This is a genomic window from Streptococcus sp. SPS1 (genome assembly GCF_030439915.1).
Taxonomy (GTDB): domain Bacteria; phylum Bacillota; class Bacilli; order Lactobacillales; family Streptococcaceae; genus Streptococcus.
Genome location: NZ_JAQFJG010000002.1, coordinates 99,061 through 124,390, shown reverse-complemented (window position 1 = coordinate 124,390; position 25,330 = coordinate 99,061). Strand labels below are relative to the sequence as shown.

At 38.8% G+C, this 25,330-nt stretch carries 21 protein-coding genes and 1 pseudogene; 13 read left to right on the top strand and 9 right to left on the bottom strand.

Annotated elements, in window-relative coordinates:
- Positions 1 to 69: 69 nt before the first annotated feature.
- A complete protein-coding gene (locus PCY12_RS02540; protein WP_301351387.1) occupies positions 70 to 591 on the bottom strand; it encodes a hypothetical protein in 522 nt (173 codons plus the stop codon).
- Between the two features lie 674 nt (positions 592 to 1,265).
- On the opposite strand from PCY12_RS02540, the gene PCY12_RS02535 reads away from it, so the two are divergent.
- Complete coding sequence (locus PCY12_RS02535) at positions 1,266 to 2,129, top strand: helix-turn-helix transcriptional regulator (protein WP_061438620.1); 864 nt, start codon at positions 1,266 to 1,268, stop codon at positions 2,127 to 2,129.
- A gap of 51 nt (positions 2,130 to 2,180) precedes the next feature.
- On the opposite strand, the gene PCY12_RS02530 is transcribed toward PCY12_RS02535, so the two are convergent.
- Entirely contained in the window at positions 2,181 to 2,801 is a 621-nt protein-coding gene (locus PCY12_RS02530) for a LysM peptidoglycan-binding domain-containing protein (protein WP_301351386.1), read from the bottom strand.
- Between the two features lie 241 nt (positions 2,802 to 3,042).
- Here PCY12_RS02530 and sdaAB point away from each other — a divergent pair, with 241 nt between their 5' ends.
- Genes sdaAB through PCY12_RS02510 form a run of 4 tightly spaced genes read left to right on the top strand, consistent with a single transcriptional unit; the run spans position 3,043 to position 5,574 of the window.
- Positions 3,043 to 3,714 (top strand): L-serine ammonia-lyase, iron-sulfur-dependent subunit beta, encoded by a 672-nt coding sequence (gene sdaAB, locus PCY12_RS02525; protein WP_000838912.1) that lies wholly within the window; start codon positions 3,043 to 3,045, stop codon positions 3,712 to 3,714.
- Between the two features lie 8 nt (positions 3,715 to 3,722).
- Positions 3,723 to 4,595: an L-serine ammonia-lyase, iron-sulfur-dependent, subunit alpha gene (sdaAA, locus tag PCY12_RS02520; RefSeq protein WP_301351385.1), complete on the top strand. Its 873-nt coding sequence runs from the start codon at positions 3,723 to 3,725 to the stop codon at positions 4,593 to 4,595.
- A gap of 21 nt (positions 4,596 to 4,616) precedes the next feature.
- The gene (locus PCY12_RS02515) at positions 4,617 to 5,249 is read left to right on the top strand and encodes an HAD family hydrolase (protein WP_301351384.1); all 633 of its coding nucleotides are present in this window, start codon (positions 4,617 to 4,619) and stop codon (positions 5,247 to 5,249) included.
- Between the two features lie 49 nt (positions 5,250 to 5,298).
- Positions 5,299 to 5,574, top strand: a complete 276-nt coding sequence (locus tag PCY12_RS02510) for a hypothetical protein (protein WP_301351383.1) — start codon at positions 5,299 to 5,301, stop codon at positions 5,572 to 5,574.
- Here the strand turns inward: PCY12_RS02510 and PCY12_RS02505 are convergent.
- From PCY12_RS02505 to PCY12_RS10305, 3 genes and pseudogenes are all read right to left on the bottom strand, one after another.
- Positions 5,553 to 7,403: a nucleoside-diphosphate sugar epimerase/dehydratase gene (locus tag PCY12_RS02505; protein WP_301351381.1), complete on the bottom strand. Its 1,851-nt coding sequence runs from the start codon at positions 7,401 to 7,403 to the stop codon at positions 5,553 to 5,555. The genes PCY12_RS02510 and PCY12_RS02505 overlap by 22 nt on opposite strands.
- A 236-nt stretch (positions 7,404 to 7,639) precedes the next feature.
- Positions 7,640 to 8,440: a glycosyltransferase gene (locus PCY12_RS02500; protein WP_367316706.1), complete on the bottom strand. Its 801-nt coding sequence runs from the start codon at positions 8,438 to 8,440 to the stop codon at positions 7,640 to 7,642.
- A pseudogene (locus PCY12_RS10305) lies at positions 8,420 to 8,567 on the bottom strand (glycosyltransferase family 2 protein); the annotation flags it as partial. The gene PCY12_RS02500 and the pseudogene PCY12_RS10305, both read right to left, overlap by 21 nt.
- 57 nt (positions 8,568 to 8,624) lie before the next feature.
- Between PCY12_RS10305 and PCY12_RS02495 the strand changes: the two are divergent.
- From PCY12_RS02495 to PCY12_RS02460, 8 genes are all read left to right on the top strand, one after another.
- Entirely contained in the window at positions 8,625 to 9,791 is a 1,167-nt protein-coding gene (locus PCY12_RS02495; protein ID WP_301351378.1) for an MFS transporter, read from the top strand.
- Between the two features lie 360 nt (positions 9,792 to 10,151).
- Entirely contained in the window at positions 10,152 to 11,648 is a 1,497-nt protein-coding gene (locus PCY12_RS02490; RefSeq protein ID WP_301351376.1) for a gliding motility protein, read from the top strand.
- Positions 11,649 to 11,690: 42 nt separating this feature from the next.
- A complete protein-coding gene (locus PCY12_RS02485) occupies positions 11,691 to 12,116 on the top strand; it encodes a hypothetical protein (protein WP_061438612.1) in 426 nt (141 codons plus the stop codon).
- A 156-nt stretch (positions 12,117 to 12,272) separates the two neighbouring features.
- Positions 12,273 to 13,073: a hypothetical protein gene (locus tag PCY12_RS02480; protein WP_301351374.1), complete on the top strand. Its 801-nt coding sequence runs from the start codon at positions 12,273 to 12,275 to the stop codon at positions 13,071 to 13,073.
- A 265-nt stretch (positions 13,074 to 13,338) separates the two neighbouring features.
- Entirely contained in the window at positions 13,339 to 13,665 is a 327-nt protein-coding gene (locus PCY12_RS02475; protein ID WP_000273854.1) for a PadR family transcriptional regulator, read from the top strand.
- Complete coding sequence (locus tag PCY12_RS02470) at positions 13,652 to 14,245, top strand: DUF1700 domain-containing protein (protein WP_301351372.1); 594 nt, start codon at positions 13,652 to 13,654, stop codon at positions 14,243 to 14,245. The genes PCY12_RS02475 and PCY12_RS02470 overlap by 14 nt, the downstream gene beginning before the upstream one ends.
- On the top strand, positions 14,238 to 15,152 hold the full coding sequence (locus PCY12_RS02465) for a DUF4097 domain-containing protein (protein ID WP_301351371.1): 915 nt from the start codon (positions 14,238 to 14,240) through the stop codon (positions 15,150 to 15,152). Before PCY12_RS02470 ends, PCY12_RS02465 begins: the two co-directional genes overlap by 8 nt.
- Positions 15,153 to 15,214: 62 nt before the next feature.
- Complete coding sequence (locus PCY12_RS02460; protein ID WP_301351369.1) at positions 15,215 to 16,279, top strand: DUF6574 domain-containing protein; 1,065 nt, start codon at positions 15,215 to 15,217, stop codon at positions 16,277 to 16,279.
- Between the two features lie 189 nt (positions 16,280 to 16,468).
- On the opposite strand, the gene PCY12_RS02455 is transcribed toward PCY12_RS02460, so the two are convergent.
- The 4 genes from PCY12_RS02455 to PCY12_RS02440 form a co-directional block, all read right to left on the bottom strand.
- Entirely contained in the window at positions 16,469 to 16,795 is a 327-nt protein-coding gene (locus PCY12_RS02455; RefSeq protein WP_301351367.1) for a hypothetical protein, read from the bottom strand.
- A gap of 881 nt (positions 16,796 to 17,676) precedes the next feature.
- Positions 17,677 to 18,531, bottom strand: a complete 855-nt coding sequence (locus PCY12_RS02450) for a hypothetical protein (RefSeq protein ID WP_301351366.1) — start codon at positions 18,529 to 18,531, stop codon at positions 17,677 to 17,679.
- Positions 18,532 to 18,579: 48 nt separating this feature from the next.
- Positions 18,580 to 23,511: a ZmpA/ZmpB/ZmpC family metallo-endopeptidase gene (locus PCY12_RS02445; protein ID WP_301351364.1), complete on the bottom strand. Its 4,932-nt coding sequence runs from the start codon at positions 23,509 to 23,511 to the stop codon at positions 18,580 to 18,582.
- 202 nt (positions 23,512 to 23,713) lie between these two features.
- The gene (locus tag PCY12_RS02440) at positions 23,714 to 24,598 is read right to left on the bottom strand and encodes an SPFH domain-containing protein (protein ID WP_025172684.1); all 885 of its coding nucleotides are present in this window, start codon (positions 24,596 to 24,598) and stop codon (positions 23,714 to 23,716) included.
- Positions 24,599 to 25,330: the final 732 nt, after the last annotated feature.

The window sequence follows — 25,330 nt, the reverse complement described above, 5'->3', positions numbered from 1 at the left end:
TCCCATATTGACTCCCTTGATTTGAAAAATATTTTGACCCTTATCCTTAGAACTATAAATTGTAATATATTACCACATTCGTTTGATTTCTTCTCTATAAGCAACTTCATATCTCATTGCTTCATCAGAGTAAAAATGGTAACAGTATTTGTAAAATTGATACCCATTACGATAGTATCTACTTAGTTTTACATACATACCTGGAGCTCCTTCTCCTAATAAGGCATCTAATATTGAACCAATACCAATCGCAGGGGTTAAATAAGGGATGAGAAAAGCAATAACACCTAACAAAACTGTACGACCTCTATTTTGAAAGTCAATATTATAAGTATGTGTATCAAGATAATACCAAGTAATAGCTGATCTTGCCATAATAGCCTGTTCAGTTGACTGGTCTTCATTTTTACTTACTTGAACCATACCATCAAATTCATCTGAGGTTAGTTCTAAGACCCCGTCAACAAAAACATTGTGTTCGTCATCAATATATACTTTTGACACCACTCCATCTTCGTTTGTGATTGCTAGATTATGTGAATCTACAACACGAACATACGACGGAGTAGATTGAAAATCAGACGTTGTCAAATTAGATTTATTACTCATTGCAGATTCTAAAGCTAACGCCGTTGGAGAGAATATATTAAGAAAAATTACGGTCAAAAGAAACAGAGAACATTTTTTCATTTTGTAAGCCTACTTTCTTATAAAATATTTAATGACAACATAACTCATAGGGAATATTAACAATATCAAAAATATAATTTGAATCCTATAAATATCTGGTTGAAAAAATGAAATATAACAACCCGTCAATAACAATCCCATGAAAACGACACCAAAAATAAAATCAACTATATAGTCATTTTTATTTCTTTTCAAAAACATCACCCCCTATCACTATACAAATCTAACACCAAATGGCTGATGATAGCACATTACATCTCTATGTGTCGTAAGCTCCCTCCTCTCTTTATTAAATCATTAGCAGATTATATCGGCCAGTTCCATGGGAAAACCGTAGCAATGCTGAATAAGAAAGCAAGAATAACTAAAAAACGAAAAACTTTTTTATTCATACTCTTTCCCTCCTATCTGTATTTCGTATCTATAGTATACCTCTTCTTTACTCTATTTTAAAATTAGTTAACTTTTTTCACACACTATTTTAGTTTTCTTTTTTACTATTTCTGTTACTATGATACAATATTTTTAATTGGATTTTATTATTTGTTAACTTTTTTCACGAAAAGGAGAAAATTATGCGTTATGATTTCGGAAATATCTATAAAGAAATACGTGAGTCAAAAGGCTTGACTCAAGAAGAGGTCTGTGGAAATGTCCTCTCAAGAACTAGCCTATCAAAGATTGAAAGTGGCAAAGCAACTCCCAAATATGAAAACATGGAATTTCTTCTCCGGCAAATCAATATGAGTTTTGAAGAGTTTGACTACATCTGCCATCTCTATCAACCGAGCCAACGAACAGAAATCATGCAAACTTATCTCAATATAACTTCCATCATTGGTAGTAATAGTCTAGTTCATTTTTTTGAAACATGCCAAGACTATCTCAAGACCCACCACGACCTGCCTATAGAAGAAATAAGGGATATGCTGGAAATTGTCATCCATATCCGTCAACATGGTACAGAGCAACTGTCAGACCAAGTGAAACAGACTGTCAAAAAACTTTGGGAAAAAATTGAAAAACAAGATACATGGTATGAAAATGACCTAAAAATCCTCAATACCATCCTTTTCAGCTTTCCCATTGATCACCTCCATCTCATTACTGGAAAAATCCTGCAACGCTTGGAAGTCTATAAAAACTACCAACATTTATATGACTTACGAATGGCAATCCTACTCAATCTGTCCACCATTTACTTATACCATCAAGACAAAAATATGTGTCAACAAATCTGCTATACTTTACTAGAGGATGCCAAGAAAAAGAAGCACTACGATAGGCTTGCTATCTGCTATGTCCGTATTGGGATTTGTACGGATAATGCTAGACTTATCCAAAAAGGGTTCTCTCTTCTGGAGCTAACTGAGGAAACTTCCATGCTGTCTCATCTCAAAAATGAAGTGGAGACCTATTACCAGCCGAAGGAAAGATAAAAAAGTCGAGGAAATTCCCCCGACTTTTTATACTATTCTATTCATTAGTTCTTAATACCATCCGTTGTTAAGCCAGAAGTTTTTAGCGGCTGTCCATGAACCGTAACGTCCTGCAACGTAGGCATCTGCTACACGTTCTTGGTTTTCAGCTGAGTAGTCACCGTTCAAGTATGAATCTGTCAATTGGTAACGTCCGATATAACGTCCGTTTGTAGCTGTGTAGCTACCGCCTGATTCTTTTTGAGCGATCCATTCTTTAGCTTCTGCTTCAGATCCGCTTACAGTTGAAGCAACTGTTTCTTCTGCTACTGTTTCACCTACTACCGGAGTTTCTTCCTCTACCTCTGTAGTTTCTGCCACTGTGGCTAAAACAGTTTCGTCTTGGGCAGCTGGAGCTTCATAAGTCGTTGAAGCTGGTGCTGCTGGCGCTACAGGGCCATCGATAACCAACTCTTGACCAACATAAATCAAATGAATGTTATCAATGTGGTTGTTTTCTGCCAATTTTTCAACTGTTGTGTTGTGAGTTTCAGCGATTTCTGAAAGTGTATCACCTTCTTTAACTGTGTAAGTTGATGATTCTTGAGCAGATACAAATGATGGAGCAAATACTGCAAACAAGGCAGCTACTCCTGCAAGAGTTGCTTTAATCTTTTTAGTTATTGATTTCATATTCGAAAATTCTCCTTCTTTCTATAGTTCTATCATACCCTTTAAATATTACCGTTTCTTGACACTTTTATGTAGAAATATTACAAAATTATTTTTTATTTCCCTAAATAATGTGTTTTTTGTCATAAAAGATACTATTTTTATGCTATTTGAGGTATTAGAAAGGTTTTCATCTACAATTAAAGTCAAGACCTTTATTCTTTGATATAATAGAGATAAGAATTTTTATAAGGGGAAACTGATGAAATCACTTCGTTTTCAATCTGTCTTTGATATCATCGGACCAGTTATGATTGGCCCATCTAGTAGCCATACCGCTGGTGCTGTTCGTATTGGGAAGATTGTTTCTTCCATTTTTGATGATACTCCGACAGAAGTCGAATTCCAACTATTTAACTCATTTGCCAAAACCTATCGTGGTCACGGAACAGACCTAGCCCTTGTTGCAGGTATTTTAGGCATGGATACAGATGATCCTGAAATCCCAAATAGTCTGGAGATTGCCCACAAGCGTGGCATCAAGATTGTCTGGACCATTCAGAAAGACAGTAATGCTCCTCATCCTAATACCACTAAAATTACCGTCAAAAATGCCCACAAGACTATCAGCGTGACTGGTATTTCTATCGGTGGCGGGAATATTCAGGTAACCGAACTCAATGGCTTTGCCGTCTCTCTCAATATGAATACACCGACTATCATCATTGTTCATCAAGATATTCCAGGCATGATTGCCCTCGTAACAGAGGCCCTTTCACGCTATGGTATCAATATCGCCCAGATGAATGTTACTCGTGAAAAAGCTGGTGAAAAAGCTATTATGATTATCGAAGTTGACAGTCGCAACTGTGATGAGGCCATCGAAGAAATTCGAAAAATCCCTCATCTCCACAATGTCAATTTCTTTAAATAGGAGGAAGCATGTTTTATTCTATTAAAGAATTGGTCGAGCAAGCAGATCTGGACTTTCAAGGAAATGTCGCAGAACTCATGATTACAACTGAGTTTGAATTGACCGGTCGCGAACGTGAAGAAGTCCTCCTTCTCATGGAACGCAATCTGGAGGTCATGAAAGCCTCTGTCCAACTTGGCCTCAATGAAAATAAATCTCGTAGTGGCCTGACAGGTGGAGATGCTGCCAAATTGGATCACTACATCAAAAACGGAAAAACTTTATCAGATTACACGATTCTCTCAGCTGCCCGAAATGCCATTGCAGTCAATGAGCACAATGCCAAAATGGGCTTGGTCTGTGCCACTCCGACCGCTGGAAGTGCTGGCTGTCTGCCTTCAGTTCTAACAGCTGCTATTGAAAAATTAGACCTCAGCCACGAGCAACAGCTGAATTTCCTCTTTGCTGCCGGTGCCTTTGGACTAGTCATCGCAAACAACGCCTCTATCTCAGGTGCTGAAGGTGGCTGTCAGGCCGAGGTTGGTTCGGCCTCTGCTATGAGTGCTGCTGCCTTGACTCTAGCTGCCGGTGGAACACCTTATCAGGCCAGTCAGGCCATTGCCTTTGTCATTAAAAACATGCTAGGCCTCATCTGTGACCCTGTTGCCGGCTTGGTTGAAGTTCCCTGTGTCAAGCGCAATGCTATGGGAGCTAGCTTTGCCTTCATCGCAGCAGACATGGCCCTGGCAGGTATCGAATCTAAAATTCCTGTGGATGAAGTTATCGATGCCATGTACCAAGTAGGAGCAAGCATGCCAACTGCCTTCCGTGAAACAGCTGAAGGTGGACTAGCTGCTACCCCAACTGGTCGTCGCCTCCAAAAAGAAATTTTCGGAGAATAAGCTTATCAAATAGGAGAAACCATGACCTCTATCACAGCTATCTTTTTCGATCTGGATGGAACCCTCGTTGACAGTTCTATCGGGATTCACAATGCCTTTACCCATACCTTTAAGGAGCTGGGGGTGCCTAGCCCTGATGCCAAAACGATTCGTGGTTTTATGGGGCCACCTCTCGAAAGTAGTTTTGCGGCCTGCCTGCCTAAAGAACAAATTTTTGAGGCTGTCCAGATATACCGTTCTTACTACAAGGCAAAAGGAATCCATGAAGCTCAACTCTTTCCTCAGATTGTAGACTTGCTTGAGGAATTATCAAGCAATTATCCTCTCTACATCACCACGACAAAGAATACACCTACTGCTCAAGACATGACTAAAAACTTGGGAATCTATCATTTCTTTGATGGCATTTATGGTTCCAGCCCTGAAGCACCCCATAAGGCAGATGTCATTCGCCAAGCCTTGCAGACACATCAACTAGCACCGGAACAAGCCATCATCATCGGAGATACCAAGTTTGATATGCTGGGAGCTCAAGAAACAGGCATTCAGAAATTGGCCGTCACTTGGGGATTTGGAGAGCAAGCAGATCTACTAAACTATCAGCCTGATTATATCGCCCACAAACCCTTAGAGGTTTTGGCGTATTTTCAATAACATAGACTGGGCAACAACTCCATTTCAGAAGAAAATGAAGTAATACTCAATGAAAATCAAAGAGCAAACCAGGAAAGTAACCGCAGGCTGCTCAAAACACTGTTTCGAGATTGCAGATAGAACTGACGAAGTCAGCTCAAAACATGGTTTTGAGGCTGTAGATGAAACTGACGAAGTCAGTAACCATACATACGGCAAGGCGACGTTGACGTGGTTTGAAGAGATTTTCGAAGAGTATAAATCTCTACATAACAAAACGCATACTACCAAGGTTTCAAGTCCTGATAATATGCGTTTTCTTTTTTATTCAACGTGGGTGGTTTGATTGGCAAAGGCGATAATGGCTTGCTTCAACTCATCTCCACTAAGAGTGCGGAACTCTTCAATCTTTTGATCGATGGCTTCTAGAGGCATAACATTAACCTTACCAACGAAAATCTTATCCATAACCTGATTATCAACAAGTTCGGTTGATACCAAGAGTTCTTCGTAGAGTTTTTCACCTGGGCGGATTCCAACTTCAACAATTGGAATTTCGCTTTCGGTGTGTCCACTTAGAAGGACCATTTTCTTGGCCAAATCATAAATTTTGACTGGTTTGCCCATATCAAGGATAAAGACTTCTCCATCTTTAGCATAAGCACCAGCGTGAATAACCAAACGGCTAGCTTCTGGAATGGTCATGAAGTAACGGGTCATGCGGAAGTCTGTGACCGTTACAGGCCCACCTTCAGCAATTTGACGTTCAAAGACTGGAATGACACTACCACGGCTACCAAGTACATTCCCAAAACGAACTGCACAGTAGGTCGTTTGGCTACGTTGGTTAAAGCCAGTGACAATCAACTCCGCCACGCGCTTGGTTGCTCCCATAACATTGGGTGGATTAACCGCCTTATCTGTCGAAATCATAACCATCTTAGGTACTTTGGCTTCATCAACAGCCTTAGCAACGTTGTAAGTTCCACGGATATTGTTTTTGAAGGCTTCTTTTGGATTGCGCTCCATCATAGGAACGTGTTTGTGGGCAGCTGCATGATAAACAATAGCTGGCTTGTACTGCTCAAAGACTTGCAAGAGACGACCGTAGTCTTGAATGTCAGCAATCACAGGTACATAATCAATCCCTTGGAACTTACGAATCAATTCATGATAAACAAGGTAGATTGAGTTTTCCCCATGACCAAGCAAGACGATGCGTTCAGGATTGAAGCGACTAACTTGGCGACAGATTTCAGAACCGATTGAACCTCCAGCACCTGTAACCAAGATTGTCTTACCTGTCAGTTCTGCGCCCAGACGCGATTCGTCAAGACGAATTTCCTGACGGCCTAAAAGGTCCGTAATATCAATTTTTTGGAAGCCAGTAGCTGCTTGGTGAAGACCTTGAACAACAGTTTCAACCTTAGGCATCTTGTAACATTTGACACCCAGCTTATTACACATCTGCAAGATACGCTCATATTCTGACGGATCAAGCGACGGAATCGCAACAATAACACGTTCGATTTGGTGGCGTTTGGCTAATTCAGGCAGATCATCATATGAACCCAAAACAGGAATTCCACCAAGTTTTTGGCCCTTTTTCTTAGAATCCTTGTCCAAAATACCAACAAGTTCCAAATCACTGGTTGGATGTTGGTAACTATCCATAAAGAGGGCCCCACCATCACCAGCACCAATCAAGAAGGTTCGACGGTGTTCCCCATCACCACTGCCTTTTTTTCGTCTTGAATAGATTAGTTGCCAAGTAATCCGTGGCAATAAAATCAAGAAGGTACTCAACAAGATAAAGAGAATGATGAAACGGATGGAGAAGAGTGGCAAGAAGGCATAGCAGATACTATATGACAAGACGCTGCTGGCAGTCACACCAAAAAAGATTTTCATAAAGTCCGTAATCTTGCTGTAACGACTAATACTAGCGTTCAACCCCCAAAATCCAATCATCAATTGATAGAACAGGAAGGCCAAACTCGTATAGATAATGTAGTCAACAGGTGCTGGATTAATCAGCCCATAAAATAAAATATAAGATACAATGATGGAAACCACCATACTGAAAATATCAAATATTCCCCAGAAAACCTGCTTTTGTTGTTTATTTAAAATTTCCACCAGATCAATGACATAATCTGTGAGTTTTTTATTCATAGAAATTTACTCCTCCTTAAAAGAGCTGGATGATTATACTCAATGAAAATCAAAGAGCAAACTAGGAAACTAGCCGCAGGCTGCTCAAAACACTGTTTTGAGGTTGTAGATGAGACTGACGAAGTCAGTCACATATATACGGCAAGGCGACGTTGACGCGGTTTGAAGAGATTTTCGAAGAGCATTATATTGTTATTATAACACTTTTTCTCTAGTTTACGATTTGCTACAATCTTTTAATTGCTTTTTCTTAACAGTTTCATAAAAATAAACTGTCGGACAAATCCGGGACAAAGGGCAACAACCATCTGAATGGCAACACTCTTGGCATACTCCATGTAAGAAATTTGCCCTCTCTTCAGTATGCGCTGACGAGCTTGACGATAGAGTTTGAGGTAACGCAGTCCCCCACGACGCTCAAACATCCCTGCTCCGACACGAACCTTACACAAGATTTGATCCAGATTTCCAGTCTTGGCTCCTGCAGCAATCATATTGAGCCAGAGGAGGTCATCTTCCATATAAAGCCCATCCTCATAGTTGCCTGCCTTGAGAACCATGTCCTTCTTGAACATGACAGTCATGTGGTTAAAGGCACTTCTCATCCTTTGATAAGCTACAATCTCTGCATGTTGAGTCGGAACACGACGGTAAGAAACAATCTCATCAGGATTATCAATAAACTCTGCAATATGGCCACCTAATAGGTCGAGGTTGTCCTTCTCCATTAGCTGAACCTGTTTCTCAAAACGATCTGGAACTGCTATATCATCCGTATCCATACGGGCAATAATATCATACTGACACTGCAAAACACCCTGTCGAAGAGCCAGACCCAAACCTTGATTCTGCTCAAGAGGATAGCGTTTCACTGGAATATCAGACTGGGCTTCCACTTGGTCTAACACCTGATAGAGCTCAGGTGTCAAAGGCCCATCCTCAACCAGAACCAATTCGCTCGGTTTCAGGGTCTGATTTTGAACACTCTCAATAGCATCCTTTAAAAATGTCGGATTTTCCTTGATATAGACCGACATCAATACGCTGATTTTTTGCTTTTCAGACACAGTTTTTCTCCAATGTATAGATTTCCTTCCACTATTTTATCATAATTTTCAAGACTTTCCCATTTTTATCTTGAAAGCCAGAAACCTTACTTGACATTATAAGGAAAAAACCTTAAAATAAGCTGTTATTAAAATCAGCTAGAAGAGGTATTATATGAAAAAGCAATCACTCTTTTTTGTTCCAGGTATTATCCTGATTGGTGTTTCCTTGCGGACTCCTTTTACTGTTTTACCCATTATTTTGGGAGATATTTCGCAAGGTCTGGAGGTAGAAGTTAGTTCACTTGGTGTCTTGACCAGCCTTCCTCTCCTCATGTTTACTCTCTTCTCGCTATTTTCTACCCGACTGGCTCAGAAAATTGGCTTGGAGCATCTCTTCACCTACAGCCTCTTCTTCTTGACCATCGGTTCTCTCATTAGACTAATCAATCTGCCTCTGCTCTATCTAGGAACCTTGATGGTTGGGGCAAGTATCGCAGTCATCAATGTTCTGCTTCCTAGTCTTATCCAAGCCAATCAACCAAAGAAGATTGGTTTTCTGACCACCTTATATGTAAGCTCTATGGGGGTTGCGACGGCTCTGACCTCCTATCTGGCTGTGCCTATTACACAAGCCAGTTCTTGGAAAGGACTTATCATCCTCCTCACCCTGCTCTGCCTAGCAACTTTTTTGGTCTGGCTCCCAAATCACCGCTATAATCACAGACTGGCTCCACAAACCAAACAAAAAAGTCAAACAAAGGTTATGCATAATAAACAGGTCTGGGCAATTATTGTCTTTGCAGGTTTTCAATCCTTGCTCTTTTACACCGCTATGACCTGGCTACCTACCATGGCCATCCATGCAGGCCTATCCAGTCACGAAGCTGGCTTGCTGACTTCTATCTTCTCTCTGATCAGCATTCCTTTTTCAATGACCATCCCAAGCCTGACAACCAGCTTGTCAACTCGCGACCGTCAGCTCATGCTCACTCTGGTCTCACTAGCTGGTGTGGTCGGCATTTCCATGCTCTTTTTCCCAGTCGGTAATTTCTTTTACTGGCTTGCCATCCATCTCCTCATCGGAACCGCAACCAGCGCCCTCTTCCCTTATCTCATGGTCAACTTTTCACTCAAGACAAGCGCCCCTGAAAAGACTGCCCAATTGTCTGGTTTATCTCAAACAGGAGGCTATATCCTAGCAGCCTTTGGACCGACTCTCTTTGGTTACAGTTTTGACCTTTTCCACTCATGGGTACCAGCTGTAGCTGCCCTCTTACTCGTCGATATCCTGATGACTGTGGCCCTCTTTACAGTGGACAGAGCTGATAAAATTCTCTAATTATTCTAAAATACTTCTCAGATATAAATAATGCAAAGCCAGACTCTGTCTGGTTTTTTAGCTTCATTCCTTTTCAAATAAAGAGAAGTATCCAGCCAACCACTGCCCCTATCTAAAAAAATGGTATAATATTATTAGACAAAGTCCTAGATACAACTTGTTTAGATTAGAACAGTATGGGAACCTAAAAAATTATTACTTTTTGGAATTGAAGTCCGGCATAGTTATTGATAGACCAGAGATCTATCTGAAGTAAAATCTTGAATCAACTTTAACTGTTTCAACGCCATTAAGAAGAGTTAATTTGATAAAAAATCTCAATTGTCCAAGGACTATAAAAACATTTAAGGAGAAATTGATATGTTCGCAAAAGCTGGAGACGTCTATTGCGTTTACAATACCCATTTAAAAAAATACACAGCTTGTCAAATAACGAAGTTAGAAGAGAAAGGAGAAAAGCTAAAGGCTATCCTTCTGTCATTAGACTGGGTAGGAGAACAACCTCTTAAAGAAGAAGAACTATCCTCATTGAAGCCACTCTACAAAGATTTTATGTACTGGGAACGAGGCCTACACCTAATTTATGTAGATATTAATGTCCCAGCCAATTATATTTTTATCGGAAATAGATCACCTTTAACGACTGAAAGCACCAATGCATATGCGGTTTCTTGGGAAAATGGCTACGACGTTTATAGGCAACTAAAATGGCAAGAAATACCAAAAGAGAAAAGAGACTTCTTTAAAAAGGCGGATAAGAGCAAGGAAACGGTCCTATTTCTAGGGGAAGAATGTGCTATTTCTAGGCAAAATCTGAATAGTAAACTGACAGAGTTTGATGATGCTCTGGAATTGAAGGTTTTCCCTTGCTTGTCTGAACTAACCTTAAACAAATGGCCTCAAAATTTATACGAGTATCTACAGTTCAATCCATTTTTGAATGTGATAAAGCTTGAAAACCATGAACAAACAAAGTTAGATTTCTCTCATACATATCTACGTAGACTGACCCTTGATATGACCGGCGTAAAGGAACTTCAATTAAACGATGATTTGGAAGAATTAATTTTAATTGGCGACTTTAACGAAAACTGTCAGATCCAAGCCAAAGAAAATGGAGCTAATTTACGGTTACTGCTTCATAAATCTGTGCCCATAGTCCAGGGATTAAAAGATTTAGGGGCTCTACATTGCTCAGGTATTCTGGAAATCGATTTTGCACAAGTCTTGAGTTGCTATCCTAAACTTAGGGAATTGAGATTGTGGGGAAAACCAGGAAACATCCGTAATTTCTATAAATTATCAGAATTCAAAGAACTAGCCGTTTTTTCAACCGTCGACCTGTTTGGCTTTACCGCAAAAGATATTCCTAGACCAGAAGATTTACCGAAACTAAACATGTTTTGGATGAGTAGCTTACCCGAAGATGCCGCTAAAGTAGCTAAAACATATTATAAAAAACAACAAGAAAAGGGACTAAATCTCTGGATTCAAAAACCTAGAAAATCTGAATGGCTGGCACAAAACTTGAACAATCCATTTCGTTCATGGGATGGACAAGAGAATATTTCAGCCGCAAACGCAAAAAAGGCAGCTACTCTATATAAAAAAACGAGAGCTGGTATTAGCAAGCTCGTTAAGAGTTCAGCTGACGAAATGATGCAGCAAGTCACTGACTTAGTAAGAGTTTATACCGAAGGCTTTAATAAAATGGACAAGCGTAACTGTTTTATTGAAACAAGCGAACGGGAGGACATCTACGCTGCTCTTGTTGATCTTTTAAATTTGATACCAGCTGAATTCAATATCAATAAAGAAAAACTGTTACAAGTATTTGACGAGCTAAGGGATTTTTAGATTGAAAGTTTGCTTAAGTCAATGTTTAAAATGGAGACTATTATGACTCGCTTTATACAAAATATCACAATAGAAAATCGGCAAGTCGACAGGGAAAATTTGTTTGCAATCGGTTATTGTCCAGAGATAGCAAAACATCTACTGTGTGTTCATATCTCTTGGATTGCAGGCTACGACCGCTATTATGAGTTGGATGAAGGCGATAGGGCTCTCTTTGAAATCAATCGAGAAATATTTCTCAAAAAATATGAAAAAGAAATCAAGGCACATCTGACTGAAAGATTGATTGGTGCTGGGGCATTGAGGGATTATGATTTTAGATGTTTGCCTGATGACATCCTAGAAAGCTTGGATAAATACCCTCCATTTGAAGGCTATGTCTATCAAGATGGCTTACTCTGTCCCCGAATCAAGATTGAAGACAGGTATTTTAATCTTCCTCCGATTTACGATAAAGAGTACAGGTAGTAAACACATCAAGGTTCAGATAGAGATACATAAATGTATATAAACAATAAATGTATATAAACAATAAGTGTTGAAACAATTATATCGGTGATAATGATGGACTGGAGAATCTCGCCCTTTGTAAAATAACTACCCGAGAATAATCAGGAGGTTGCCATGGCAATAGACGGAGTAAAGATTATAGACAGCGATGATGCTTACGATATTTATAACACCATAGTGGGAAGATATAAAAACGGCGAAAATATTGCTAAGATAATCGAAGATATTTTAAATGATGAAAATAATTTTTGTATAGATGATTTTTATACTGAGATTTATTGGACAGCCTTTGCCTACTCCTTGTGGAAGATTGGACATTTACCAGAAGACATAAAAAATAAAACTCTCAAAATTATCGAAAAAGGAGCGGATAAGTTCTGGCTTGAAATTGACAGCAAAGCATTGAAACAAAGACAGAAAGTACTTGATAAACTAGCTATTCAGCTACAAAGTATCAATCCGAAACCTCTTAAAGTTCCAAAGGCAAAAACAAAGAGGGAGCCGTACTTTAAGGTAGGAGATGTGCTTGTAGTTCAATTTGAAAATGAATACGGAGTCGGTTTTGTTTCAGCTCTCAACCAAAGTACGAGAAAAATAGAATATCACCTAGCCTTTACAAGGTTGCTACAAAAGAATAAGCCCAATATGACGGATTTTTTGAATAGCGAGATTGCTTGCAAGATGAATAATAGACAGTATGCTATTGATACTGACTGTTGGTTTAATCACAAGGATTTGGGGCTTTTACTAGATAAATTTGAGAAGATTGGTAAGGTCATATTAGAAGATTATGTTCTGTGGACTTTAGCACCTGCCTGCACCTTGGGTGATATCTATGAAGAAATCACAGCGAGTAAGAGAGCCCGAGGTCTTCGTTTTATGGAGACGTATAAATTGATAAAAGCTATGGAATAAATGAGGAAGATAAGGGTTTAGATGGGAAAGGAATCTGTTTCAAAGCATGTCCTAGATTATACATCATGATTCTAGCTTATCTTTAAAATATAAATTTCTGTGAAATAGCTGATGTTAGTTCCTCTAAACTTCTAGTTTTTCCTAGAAGTTTTTTATATATAAAAATTTTACACATTTCTCTTGACAGGGCTTTCTTTTAGATGTACAATGTATGTGTAGAAAAATTATATATAAAAATCTTACACATTAGAAAAGGAGGTTTCCCATGTACTTTCCAACATCCTCTGCCTTGATTGAATTTCTCATCTTGGCCGTACTGGAAAAAGGGGATTCTTATGGTTATGAGATTAGCCAAACCATTAAGCTGATCGCTAATATCAAAGAATCCACACTCTATCCCATTCTCAAAAAATTGGAAGGCAATAGCTTTCTGACAACCTATTCTAGAGAGTTCCAAGGTCGCATGCGCAAATACTACTCCTTGACAAATGGTGGTATAGAACAGCTCTTGACCCTAAAAGATGAATGGGCACTCTATACAGACACCATCAATGGCATCATAGAAGGGAGTATCCGCCATGACAAGAACTGAATACCTGACTCAGCTAGAACTCTATCTCAAAAAACTGCCTCAGGCTGACCAAATTGAAGCCATGGACTATTTCAGGGAACTCTTTGATGATGCTGGAGTCGAAGGAGAAGAAGAACTTATCGCTAGCTTGGGAACTCCCAAAGAAGCGGCTCACGAGGTTCTCTCCAATCTTCTCGATAAAAAAATCAATGAAGCACCTGCTCAAAAAAATAACCGACAAATTTTACATGTCGCCTTATTAGCCCTCCTTGCAGCACCCATCGGCATTCCTTTGGGAATCGCCATTCTCGTGACCCTGTTCGCAATCCTTGTGGCAGCCTTGACTGTCATTCTAGCTTTCTTTGCGGTTTCCATACTGGGTATCATCGGCGGATTCCTATTTTTAGTTGAAAGTTTCACTGTCCTAGCCCAAGCCAAATCAGCCTTTATCTTGATTTTCGGTTCTGGTTTACTGGCTATCGGTGCTTCTTCACTAGTCTTACTAGGTATTTCCTATGTAGCTCGCTTCTTCGGTCTACTCATTGTTCGCTTGGTGCAATTGGTTCTCAAAAAAGGAAAGAGAGGTGACCAGCATGCGTAAATTGACAAAAGGATTTCTCATTTTTGGTGTGGTGACTACCATTATCGGCTTTATCCTGCTCTTTGTAGGAATCCAATCTGACGGGATTAAGAGTCTGCTTGCCATGTCCAAGGAGCCTGTCTATGATAGTCGGATGGAAGAGTTGACCTTTGGCAAGGAAGTCGAAAACCTAGAGATTACTCTCCATCAACACGCACTGACCATCACAGACTCTTTCGATGATCAAATCCACATTTCTTACCATCCATCTCTTTCTGCTCACCATGATCTTATCACAAATCAGAACGATAAAACGCTGACCCTCACTGATAAGAAACTGTCTGAAACTCCATTTCTCTCTTCTGGAATTGGCGGGATTCTCCATATCGCAAGCAGCTACTCTCGTCGTTTTGAAGAAGTTATTCTCCAATTGCCAAAAGGGAGAACTCTAAAAGGAATCAACATCTCAGCAAATCGCGGTCAAACCAGTATCACCAATGCCAGCCTTGAAAATGCGACCCTCAATACCAATAATGGCTATCTCCTCCGAATTGAAGGAAGTCGTATCAAAAACAGTAAACTCACAACCCCTAATATCATTAATATTTTTGATACAGACCTTACAGATAGTCAGCTAGAGTCAACAGAACATCACTTCCACGCTGAAAATATCCAAGTCCATGGTAGGGTTGAACTGACTGCCAAATATTATCTCAGAATCATCCTAGACCAGAAAGAGAGCCAACGAATTAACTGGGACATCTCAAGCAACTATGGTTCTATCCACCAATTCACAAGAGAAAAGCCTGAATCAAGAGGCACGGAATTAAGCAACCCTTACAAAACTGAAAAAACCGATGTCAAGGATCAACTCATTGCGAGATCTGATGATGATATTGAACTAATATCCACACCAAGCAGACGTTGACAAAAACGCTTACATCTGCTACTATAGAAGCATATTTATCTAACTAAAAAGGAGGTTCTACCATGAAACAAGAATGGTTTGAAAGTAATGATTTTGTAAAAACAACAAGTAAGAACAAGCCTGAAGAGCAAGCTCAAGAGGTTGCAGACAAGACTGAAGAAATGATAGCCGATCTCGATACACCAATTGAAAAAAATACTCAAGTAGAGGAGGAAGTCTCTCAAGCTGCAGTCGAACTGGAAAGCCAGCAAGAAGAGACAATTGAAACGCCAGAAGACAGTGAAGCGAGAACAGAAATAGAAGAAAAGAAAGCATCTAATTCTACTGAAGAAGAGCCAGACCTTTCTAAAGAAACAGAAAAAGTCACTATGGCTGAAGAAAGCCAAGAAGCTCTTCCTCAGCAAAAAGCAACCACGAAAGAGCCCCTTCTTATCAGTAAATCTTTAGAAAGTCCCTATATCCCCGACCAAGCTCCAAAATCTAGGGATAAATGGAAAGAGCAAGCGCTTGATTTTTGGTCTTGGCTAGTGGAAGCAATCAAATCTCCTACGAACAATCTTGAAACAAGTAGCACACACAGCTATACAGCCTTTCTCTTGCTCATTCTGTTTTCTGCATCTTCCTTTTTCTTTAGTATCTACCACATCAAACATGCTTACTATGGACATATAGCAACTATAAACAGCCACTTCCCTGAACAACTAGCTCCTTTAACTCTCTTTTCAATCATCTCTATCCTAGTAGCAACCACACTCTTCTTCTTTTCATTCCTCTTGGGTAGTTTCGTTGTGAGACGATTTATCTACCAAGAAAAGGACTGGACGCTAGAAAAGGTTCTCCAACAATATAGTCAACTCTTGGCAATTCCAATCTTCCTCACTGCTACTGCTAGTTTCTTTGCCTTCTTTGACAGCCTACGATTTACAGCCCTCTTGTGTGTGATTAGCATTGGAATCATCCTGCTTGCTAGCCTTCATATCATTACAAGACCAAATCAAGCAAGTGAAAGCGACTCCTTCTATCAATTATTCTTGTCTATCCTTGTGAACGGAGTCATTATCCTCCTCTTCTTTGTAGCTGAAGTGGCACTGATTGGGGATTATCTCCGTATCTTGGCCTTTCTTTAAAATTCATACTCTTCGAAAATCTCTTCAACCACGTCAGCTTCGCCTTACCATAGATATATGTTCCTGACTTTGTCAGTCTTATCTACAACCTCAAAAAGAATGTTAATCTGTCTGTGGTTAGTCCTGTAGTTTACTTTTTGATTTCTGTTTAGCACTAGTGGATTATTTTTTGTTTCTCAACTACCCACTCTACCATTCTTCATAGTCAAAACCATCATAATCTGGATATTGTTCTGGTGGCGTTCCAACCGAACGTATGAGATAAGCCTCTTCGTCCTCTGTCTCGATTTCTCTCAGCACTTGACATTCGAAACGCCATTCATCACCGAAGTCGAAAATAAACTTAAATTTTTGTTTGACACTTAGGATATCCAGATAGACATTTTCTGTGTAACGTTCTTCAACATCGTCACTGACAAAGCTAAGAAAGTAAGAATCTGCATGACTCCACGCAACATTATCCATGAAAAATGCATGAGCATGATCATTTGCAAAATCAAAACTCCATGAAATCACATCTGCTAGTTCCGCTAACGTTTTTGTTTTTGGAATCTGTATATGTCGGTAGCAACCTTTTTAAAATTTGACGGAAATGACCCAGGCTTCTACAGATGCTGGCTTTTCAGCTTCTATTTCTTGTTTTACTAATTTTAAGTGTACCATAATACCTCTAATAGCTAATCGATAGGGTTGCTCCTAAGAGACATTCCCTCTCATCATTTTAACATAAGTTTGTCTAACTGTAGTATTTGAAACTAGATAATCCCTCTGTTTCACGCGAAACACCCTACGCCAAGCAAGGTGTTCTTATACTAAACAAAAATCATGATGCTGGGCAAAAAATATTTAAAATTAGAAAACACATATTGTCACGTGTCGAAAAATCTTGATACTAGGCGTTTTATTGCGGAAAATTTACTTCACTTTTTCCTGAAGTTAAGTTTTATCCAGCCTCTGTACCAGGGCTATAAATCCAAATTACCAGCCGGCACCTAAAGACGCTGGTTTTCACGTTGTTGTTTAGCTCTCATTGCTCTTGACGCGTCACTGACCTCTTAAAAAAGCTTTGGTATCATAGTGAAATTAAATCTGAACAAATCAATCAGGAAAGTCAAATCAATTTCTAGCAATGTTTTAGAAGTCACAGCATACTATTCCAGCTTCAACTCACTATACATCTGCAAACTCCAAAAAGTATGGTAGAGTATAATAGTCACATAATGCAAAAATCTCCTAGCAGACTTTCCTGCTAGGAGATTTTCTTATGAGAGGTACTTGTTTAAGCTTTGAAAATCGGACTTATTATTCGATAATTATCAAACAATCTACCAATTAAGCTTCTTCGTCTTCTTTACGACGACGACCTGCAAGACCAAGTAAAGCACTTGCGGCAGCTACTACCATAGTGCTGTACCTGTATTTGGTAATTCTTTAGCTGCTTTACGCGTATTTGCTTGTGCTGATGCTGTTTGACTAGCATTAGCTGGAGCTACAGCTGGTGTTTGAGCAGCTTGGTCCTTAGCCGGGCTTGTATGGTCAGTTGCTGGAGAAACTTTCGCCATAAAGTCTTCGATACGTTTCACCATTGCATCCACTTCTGCTTGACTTGCGTCTGCATTGGCAAATACTTTCTTAGCTTCTTCTAATAATGCTTTAGCTTCTTTTGTACTATTTTCATCCAATTTATCTGCTTGATTGATGATTAAGTCATCTAATTGGTGAATTACTGATTCTAATTTAGATTTATCTGTCTTAGAGTCAACTTCTGAGTAATAAACTTCTCTAAATGCGTCATCTCTTGGAATAGCTAATACTTGACCATCTTTTGTAACGATAGTCACATTTCCTTTTTCATCGATACTAATAGCTACTTCTTTTGTTTCTTTCTCACCATCTTTTGTAACGATTGTTGCATTACCATTTTTGTCGATGATAATTTTTGCACCGTTTTTAGATGTGTAAATTGTAGTTCCTTGATCGTCTGTTTCTTTCTTTAAACTATTCAAATCAAATTCTGGAACTTTTGTAATAGCACCTAAAATCATGAATTGGAATTGTTCTTTTTCTTTATCAGTAATCTTCTCAAGATTCGCTACTGTTACTTTACTGAAGTCAAAGTCTAGGTTATCTAAACGACGTTTAGCTTTATCATCGTTTGTATCTTTCACTAGTTTATCTTTAGAAATGGTTGCTGTAGAACCGTCTGGTAATGTTACTGTTGCGTTTCCTTTTTCGTCTACACAAGAGCGCAAAAAAAACACCTCTCTGAATGTTCATTCCAGAGAGATGTCCCTTTGGTCTTAACTATTGTAAATCGACTGTCTAAAGTCATCTGAATCTTTGAGATAAGCTTTATAAATCGCTTGTTTCAGTTTTTGAACTGGGGTTTCGATAAACTCAAACTTTTTAGCCGTGGTATTGCCTGCTTTTATCTGGGCTAGTTCAGCTAAAACAGCTTTCTGCATCAATTCACTTAACTTCTGACTTGTCAGACTTATTTGCTGACCTTCATATTGGATTGTCAAAGGTTTCAATTGATCAATCTTAGCTACTCTTTCCTTGAACTGTGCTTTTTTGAACTCAGCATAGCTCTTACCATTCAAAATTTTATTGAAAATGTAAGTATCAGATAGAGGCTTGTTTTCAGCCTCTGCTGCTTGTTTGTATTGATTTGACACATAAGGTACAAATCCTTCATAATAGCCCAAAGCAGCCATCAATTCAAATGCTTGTTTTCTAAAGGTGATGTCCCCACTCATACCAGTGTCATTTTGACTAACACCATAAATGGTATCAAACATATCCACTAAATAATATCCATTAGCTTGAATAGTACCTTTATCAGTAAATCCTTTTATAATGTAACGGTTCACTAAAATATTATTATCAATCAAGCTATTGATATCCGATAGATCTCTCGCTTCATCTAGTGTAATTTCTGAGATTTTTTCACTCTTGTGCGTAGCTTTAACCGCTGGATTTTTATATGTTACTGTCGCTCTAGTTCCTGTCGACGCAATTGGTGTTATTTTTTTGAAATATTTAGTTTTATCTTCTGCTGTAAGTTGTTTTGTTGCTTCCGCTTCTAAATAATCTAAACTATATAACACATCAAAACTTCCATGCATATAAGATTTCAAATCTGCAGCTGTTTTGAATCTATCTGGTGTTTTGTTGTAAAAGCCATTTTTCTTACTTTCATCGTAAACGAAGTTTAAGTTGAAATATGTATCTGTCTCTGGTGTGTAAGAATTTTCAAAGATTCCTCTAGCATAAAACTCTGCCGCTGTACCATCTCGACGACCATGATTATTAAACAGTACTGTTCTGTCTAATAAATGCGTCATTTCGTGAGAGTAAGTCGCTGAACCTCTATCATCAAGAACTCTATCTATAAAGTAACGGACACCCACTCCATTGGCTTCTGCACCTACATTTTGCGATGGTGAATACAATCCTAGAGGTGTCATAAAGTCTTTAACCCCTTTATCTGCTGTTGGTCCTGATTCTTTAGACCATGTTGTCGTTATTCCAGCAGTCACATTTGTCGTATATTTCTTCATCGTATCTACAATTACTCTATTTGTAATTAGTTTCGGACGATTTTCTTCTTTTGTAATTCTGTATAAAGTATCAACATAATTAGCCTGTCTTGTCGCAGTTAATTCTATCAATTCTTTAACCTTATTAAGCTCTTCGGTATACTTAGCTTTATTTGTTTTCTTTAAAGAAGTATCCATATACGTTCCGATGTTTCCGTAGGTTACCGTCGCTATGTTAGTTATAGCATACACGCTTGGTTCTTTAATATTTACCAAACCTAATAATGTAGCTACATTTTGTTGTCTTCTACTTTCAATTTGAAGATTTTCAGCTCCATATTTCTCAGGAGGAGTAGTTAATTTTGTATATAAGTCTACTTTTTCATCAGTTTTTTCTTTCGAAGCTTTTTCAACTACGATAGCTTTAGTCGCTTTCTTCAACCACGTATCACCATCCATATTAGTGAATGTAGTTCTGTTGTAATCTAGGAAATCTAATAATGTTGGTTTATCTGTAATTTTACCAAAGTATTTCTCAAATGTTTTTGGACTATTGGTTAATCTTAATTCATCATAACTCATAGACCCAAGGTGTGTTAACCAATCTAAAGCAGTAACCTCTTTCTTACCAAATGAGCTTGGATTATAAGCTAGAATATCACGGATATTGGTATCTCCAAAATCAATATTATAAAAACGATTGATATAGGATAATCCTAGTAATATTTTCTCTTTATTAGCTTCAATATCACCTTTTACTTTTTCTCTATTTTGTTGATTGTCACCTAAAATACTCAAGGTATGCGCCGCAACTTTTTTCAAACTAGCTTCTAAATCGGTTTTAGTCGCATCGAGTGTTTCTTTAATAGATAATTTTTCAAGATATTCTTTTCGTAGAATTTCTCTTACTTCATCATCCCTTATCTGCGGCTGCGTTTTTTTCAACTCACTGCGTTTTTTATAAAAATCACGCTCTATTTCTAAAGCCGGCGGAGTTAGTTGGGCTTTAAAGTTTTCATCTGTTAAGAAGTCTACAGACTTCATTTCTCTACTAGCTTCCATCACATCCACTGCATTTTCTAACTCACTATTTTCTGGTAGTAAATGCGGTTTGTCTTCTTTAGTACCAACCAAGATTACTTTTTGGCGCATAGCTTTAGTTGTTTCAGTCTTCTCTACTGGATTTGTTAACTCTCCTGTCTCCGGATTAACTTCATAAGTTTTAGTGACGGTTGTTTCCCCTTGTTCACCTGCATCCTCAACTACTTCTTTTCCTTTCGGAAGTTCAGGATCATCTTTTCTTTCCTCAGTAATATCAATAGGTGACACTATCTTTTCTACATTTCCAACTTTTACTATTTTGTCTTTAGCTGGAGTGTTTTCTGTTGTAGTTTCTTCTGAGATAGCTCCTGTTTCTTGATTTACTGTGTATTTTGTAGTTGATACTGTACGCCCTCTTTCACCTGGTGTTTCTTCTATTTTCTGATTGTAATCTAACGCTGGATTTGCTTCATAAACTGTCTTAAAAGGAATTTCTTGTGATTGAACTGTTGGTTTTGTTCCTACTGCCGTTATTTTCGCTTGCATTGGCTTAGCGACTTTTTTCGTTACATCTGGCTTAGTTAAGTCTCCTGTTTGTTCATTTACTTTGTAAACTTTTATTGTTGTCGTTTCTTCGTCCTGACCCTGATTTCTGACTTCTTTGACACCTTTATCAAGTGACTCATCCGCAACAAACTGTTCACCTCTTTTGACTGTTGATCTTGTTTCTTCTACATTCCCAACCTTAACAACTCTATCTACTGGATGTTTTTCTATCTTTGTTGAAGTGTTTTCTACTATTTTCCCAGTACTTTCATCAAAACTGTAAGAAGTAGTTGTCACTTCCTTACCATTTTCGCCTACTACTTCTACTCGTTGCTCTTTGTAATTTAAGGCTGGTGAAGCTTTATATGTTGTTTTATATGCCAATACTTTTTCTTTAGTTACTGGACTTGGGACAGTTGGTTGCTCTTGGGGAGCTAAGGGTTCAGGCTGAACAGCTGGTTCTGGTTCGTTTCCTTGACTTGGGTTGACCTCTGGAGATGGAGCCGTTTGTTCTGGTTGTTTTTGGGTTTCTTGTGGGGCAGACTCACCAACATCTTTGACCCCCTCAACTGGATTCTCCAGCTGGTTCTCCTCACCCTTTTGTTCCGCAGGAGATTGATCTTCTTCGCGTCCTGATTCCACGGTTGGTGCTGCTGGATCAGAATCTTTTCTCTCAGCAGTTTCTTTAGATGGTGGCTGGGACTCAGTACCTTGTGGGGCATGAGTTTGATTTTCCTCGCCCCCTGATTCCATGGCTGAGGTTGCTGGATCTGGTTGCTTCGGCTCAGCTTCGGGTTTGTCAGGTGTTTGTTTCTCGTCGGGTGTTGCTTCTGTACCCGGCGTTTCTTCTGCTCCTGGTCTTGGTTGTCCTATTCCATCAGCTGGTTTTGTCTCTGTTTCATTCTCTACTATTGGAGTTTTTTCAGGTTGAACTGGTTTAACTTCCTCTGGCTCTGGAGTTACAGGTTGTGTTGGTTTTGGTGCAACTTCTTCCTTAGTCCCAACTGCAATCACCTTATCCACCGGCTCTTTTGTGATTATATTTTCTATAACTTTGCTAGATTTTTCCCCATTAACGATAGTGACTTCCGTATAGATGGTGCGTTCACCAACAACACCTTCTTGAACAACTTTAGTTTGCCCTTTAGCTAAGGTTGCATCTTCTTGTTCTATCGTTTGGAAAGCAACCTCCTCTGTAGTGACTAGCAATTCTGGTTTCTCTACTGTGACATTTAACACACCTTCCTCAGGACTTGTTTTATAATCACTATTATTTTCTGCTTTCGGTTGTTCTACTTGGGGATTTCCTGCAACTTTTTCCTTAGTCCCTATGGGCACAATTTCATCAGGAGCTTGTTTGCTTGCAGGAGCTTCAACAATTTTCTCAACTGCGTAGGATGGTTGAGGAGATTGCACAAGGTCTTCAGTCGAGCTAAAATGCGATGCAGTCTGTGGTACAATCTTCTTAGATTGAGGTTCTGAACTGCCCTCCTTTTGAGATAATGCTGGCGATTCTACCTTATCAACAGAAAGTTCCTTGCTAGCACTATCTCTTACCAAATAATATCCCGTAAATTCATATCCTTGGACTCTTTCAGGACTTGGTAAAAACTGACCTTCTACTCTCTTAACAAGGGCTGATTGCAATTCTACCAGATTTTCGAAAGCAGAGATGGATGCTCCCCAACCACCAACAGCAAAGACTGTCACAAGGAAGTAAGACGCTCCCTTTTTTCTCTTGATTAAAGTGAAGGAAAGCAATAATAATCCTGCTCCCAAGATAAACATCCCATCATTAGAAAAAAGACCTGTTTCTGGTAATCTTGTAGCCAATTTTCGATAGATAAAATAGTATTCTTTTCCCTCTTTTACCTCAATCTTATTTTCTTCAAACCATTGCAACTCAGATTTCAGCTTTTCAGATAAATCCTGCTCATCCAAATAATGACTTGAAATTAGTGTTGAACTCGTTTCTGTAGCCTGTACAGATTGAGGATCCACACCAGCAAAAAATAAACTCGTTCCTAGCAAGACTGAACAAGCTCCTATTGCATATTTCCTCAAAGAAAAACGCTGCTTTCTCTCAAATTGAAATTCTTTCATCTCATCTCCCATCATTCATTATTACTGTATATTTAGTATATCAGAAATAGTCTGTATTCACAAATCTTTCTAGTTATTCCCTTATCATTCCTAATTAAAGTAGACAATATACAATAATTTTTAGTTAAATGTATATCAATGTTTTTTGTTTTTCTTAACAAAAGCAACGCAAAAAGAGCCTGTTGCCAAGCTCTTTAGTCTATTATTTCTTCTCAGCACGGAGGGCTGACAAGATTTGAGTACGGATATCATCCACACCATTTGGCGTATTTGGTAAAAAGATGGTTTGATTTCCTTTAGAGGCAAAGGTATTCAAGGTATCCAAGTACTGGTTGGTCAAGAGGATGGACATGATTTGTTCTTCTGTCATGCCAACATTGGCTTCCTTGAGTTCGGTGATAGACTCTGCCAATCCATCCACAATCGCCTTACGTTGTTGGGCAATCCCCACACCATGAAGGCGATCCTTTTCTGCTTCGGCTTCAGCTGCAGTGACGATTTTAATCTTGTCAGCTTCCGCCAATTCTTGCGCTGCAACCCGCTTACGTTGCGCTGCATTGATTTCATTCATGGATTGCTTAACTTCTGCATCTGGTTCGACCTTGGTAATCAAGGTTTTCACGATAATGTAGCCATAAGTTGTCATTTCTTCTGCTACTTGGTGTTGAACTTCAAGGGCAATCTCATCTTTTTTCTCAAACAATTCATCCAAAGTTAATTTGGGAACAGAAGAGCGAAGGGCGTCTTCAATATAAGATTTAATCTGAGATTCTGGACGCATGAGTTTATAGTAGGCATCTGTCACGCTCTGCTCATTGACACGGTACTGAGTCGCTACATTCATCATAACGAACACATTGTCCTTGGTCTTAGTCTCAACCACAATATCGCTTTGCAACAAACGCAACTGAATCCGCGCTGCAATCGAGTCAATCCCAAAAGGCAAGCGAATATGAATACCGCTATTGGCAACCTTTTGGTATTTCCCAAAGCGTTCAATAATCGCCACCGACTGCTGACGAACCACATAAACTGTGCTCAGTGTGACTATCAGCAATAGGAACACACAAACAATCAGAAAAATCATGAAAAATATTGCCATAATGGAACCTCCACAAGTATTTTTCTAGTATTATAGCACATTTAAAGAAGGCTGTGCAGTTTTTACTGCGATTTTTCCTGAAATGTCAATAATTAGAGGTGAATTGTCCTATTGTCGTCTAATCTCTTGCTAAAATAACTGGTAAGGAATTAGGTGCACCATGCTAGTTCTTTCTAGACCACCCTTATTTCGATTTTAAACAATTAAGAGTCAAACTGGAAACAGACAGATATTGAGCTAATGTAAATCTGTTTGTGACAAATGTTTTTAATATAATGTTTTATCCCTCAAGTTAATGAAGGAAGTTGTTATATATAGCAATTTTACTCACAATGTAAGTTAGTTTCAATATATAAGCTACCACACTTCAAGAATTAAGCAATGTTGATGATCTAAATTTGATGTGTATACTATTTTTGTCATCGGTTACCGATTACGTTCCTATGGGTTCGTGAGAGGAGGTGAAACTAATGAGCCTTATCCCAGAGCTCGCTCTTACTATTATAGCAGACGTCATAGCTGGAATCATCTTGTATTTCGTTTGCAAATGGCTAGATGGTAAGAAGTAGACCGAATGACTAGCCTATCAACACCCGTTAAATCGCTAAGATACGTCAAAAAATCCCTTAACTACTGGCATAGTTAAGGGATTTGGTGTTCTAATGAACCTTATCCGATAAAATTATTCTAACATACAAATCCAGATATTTCAAGAGT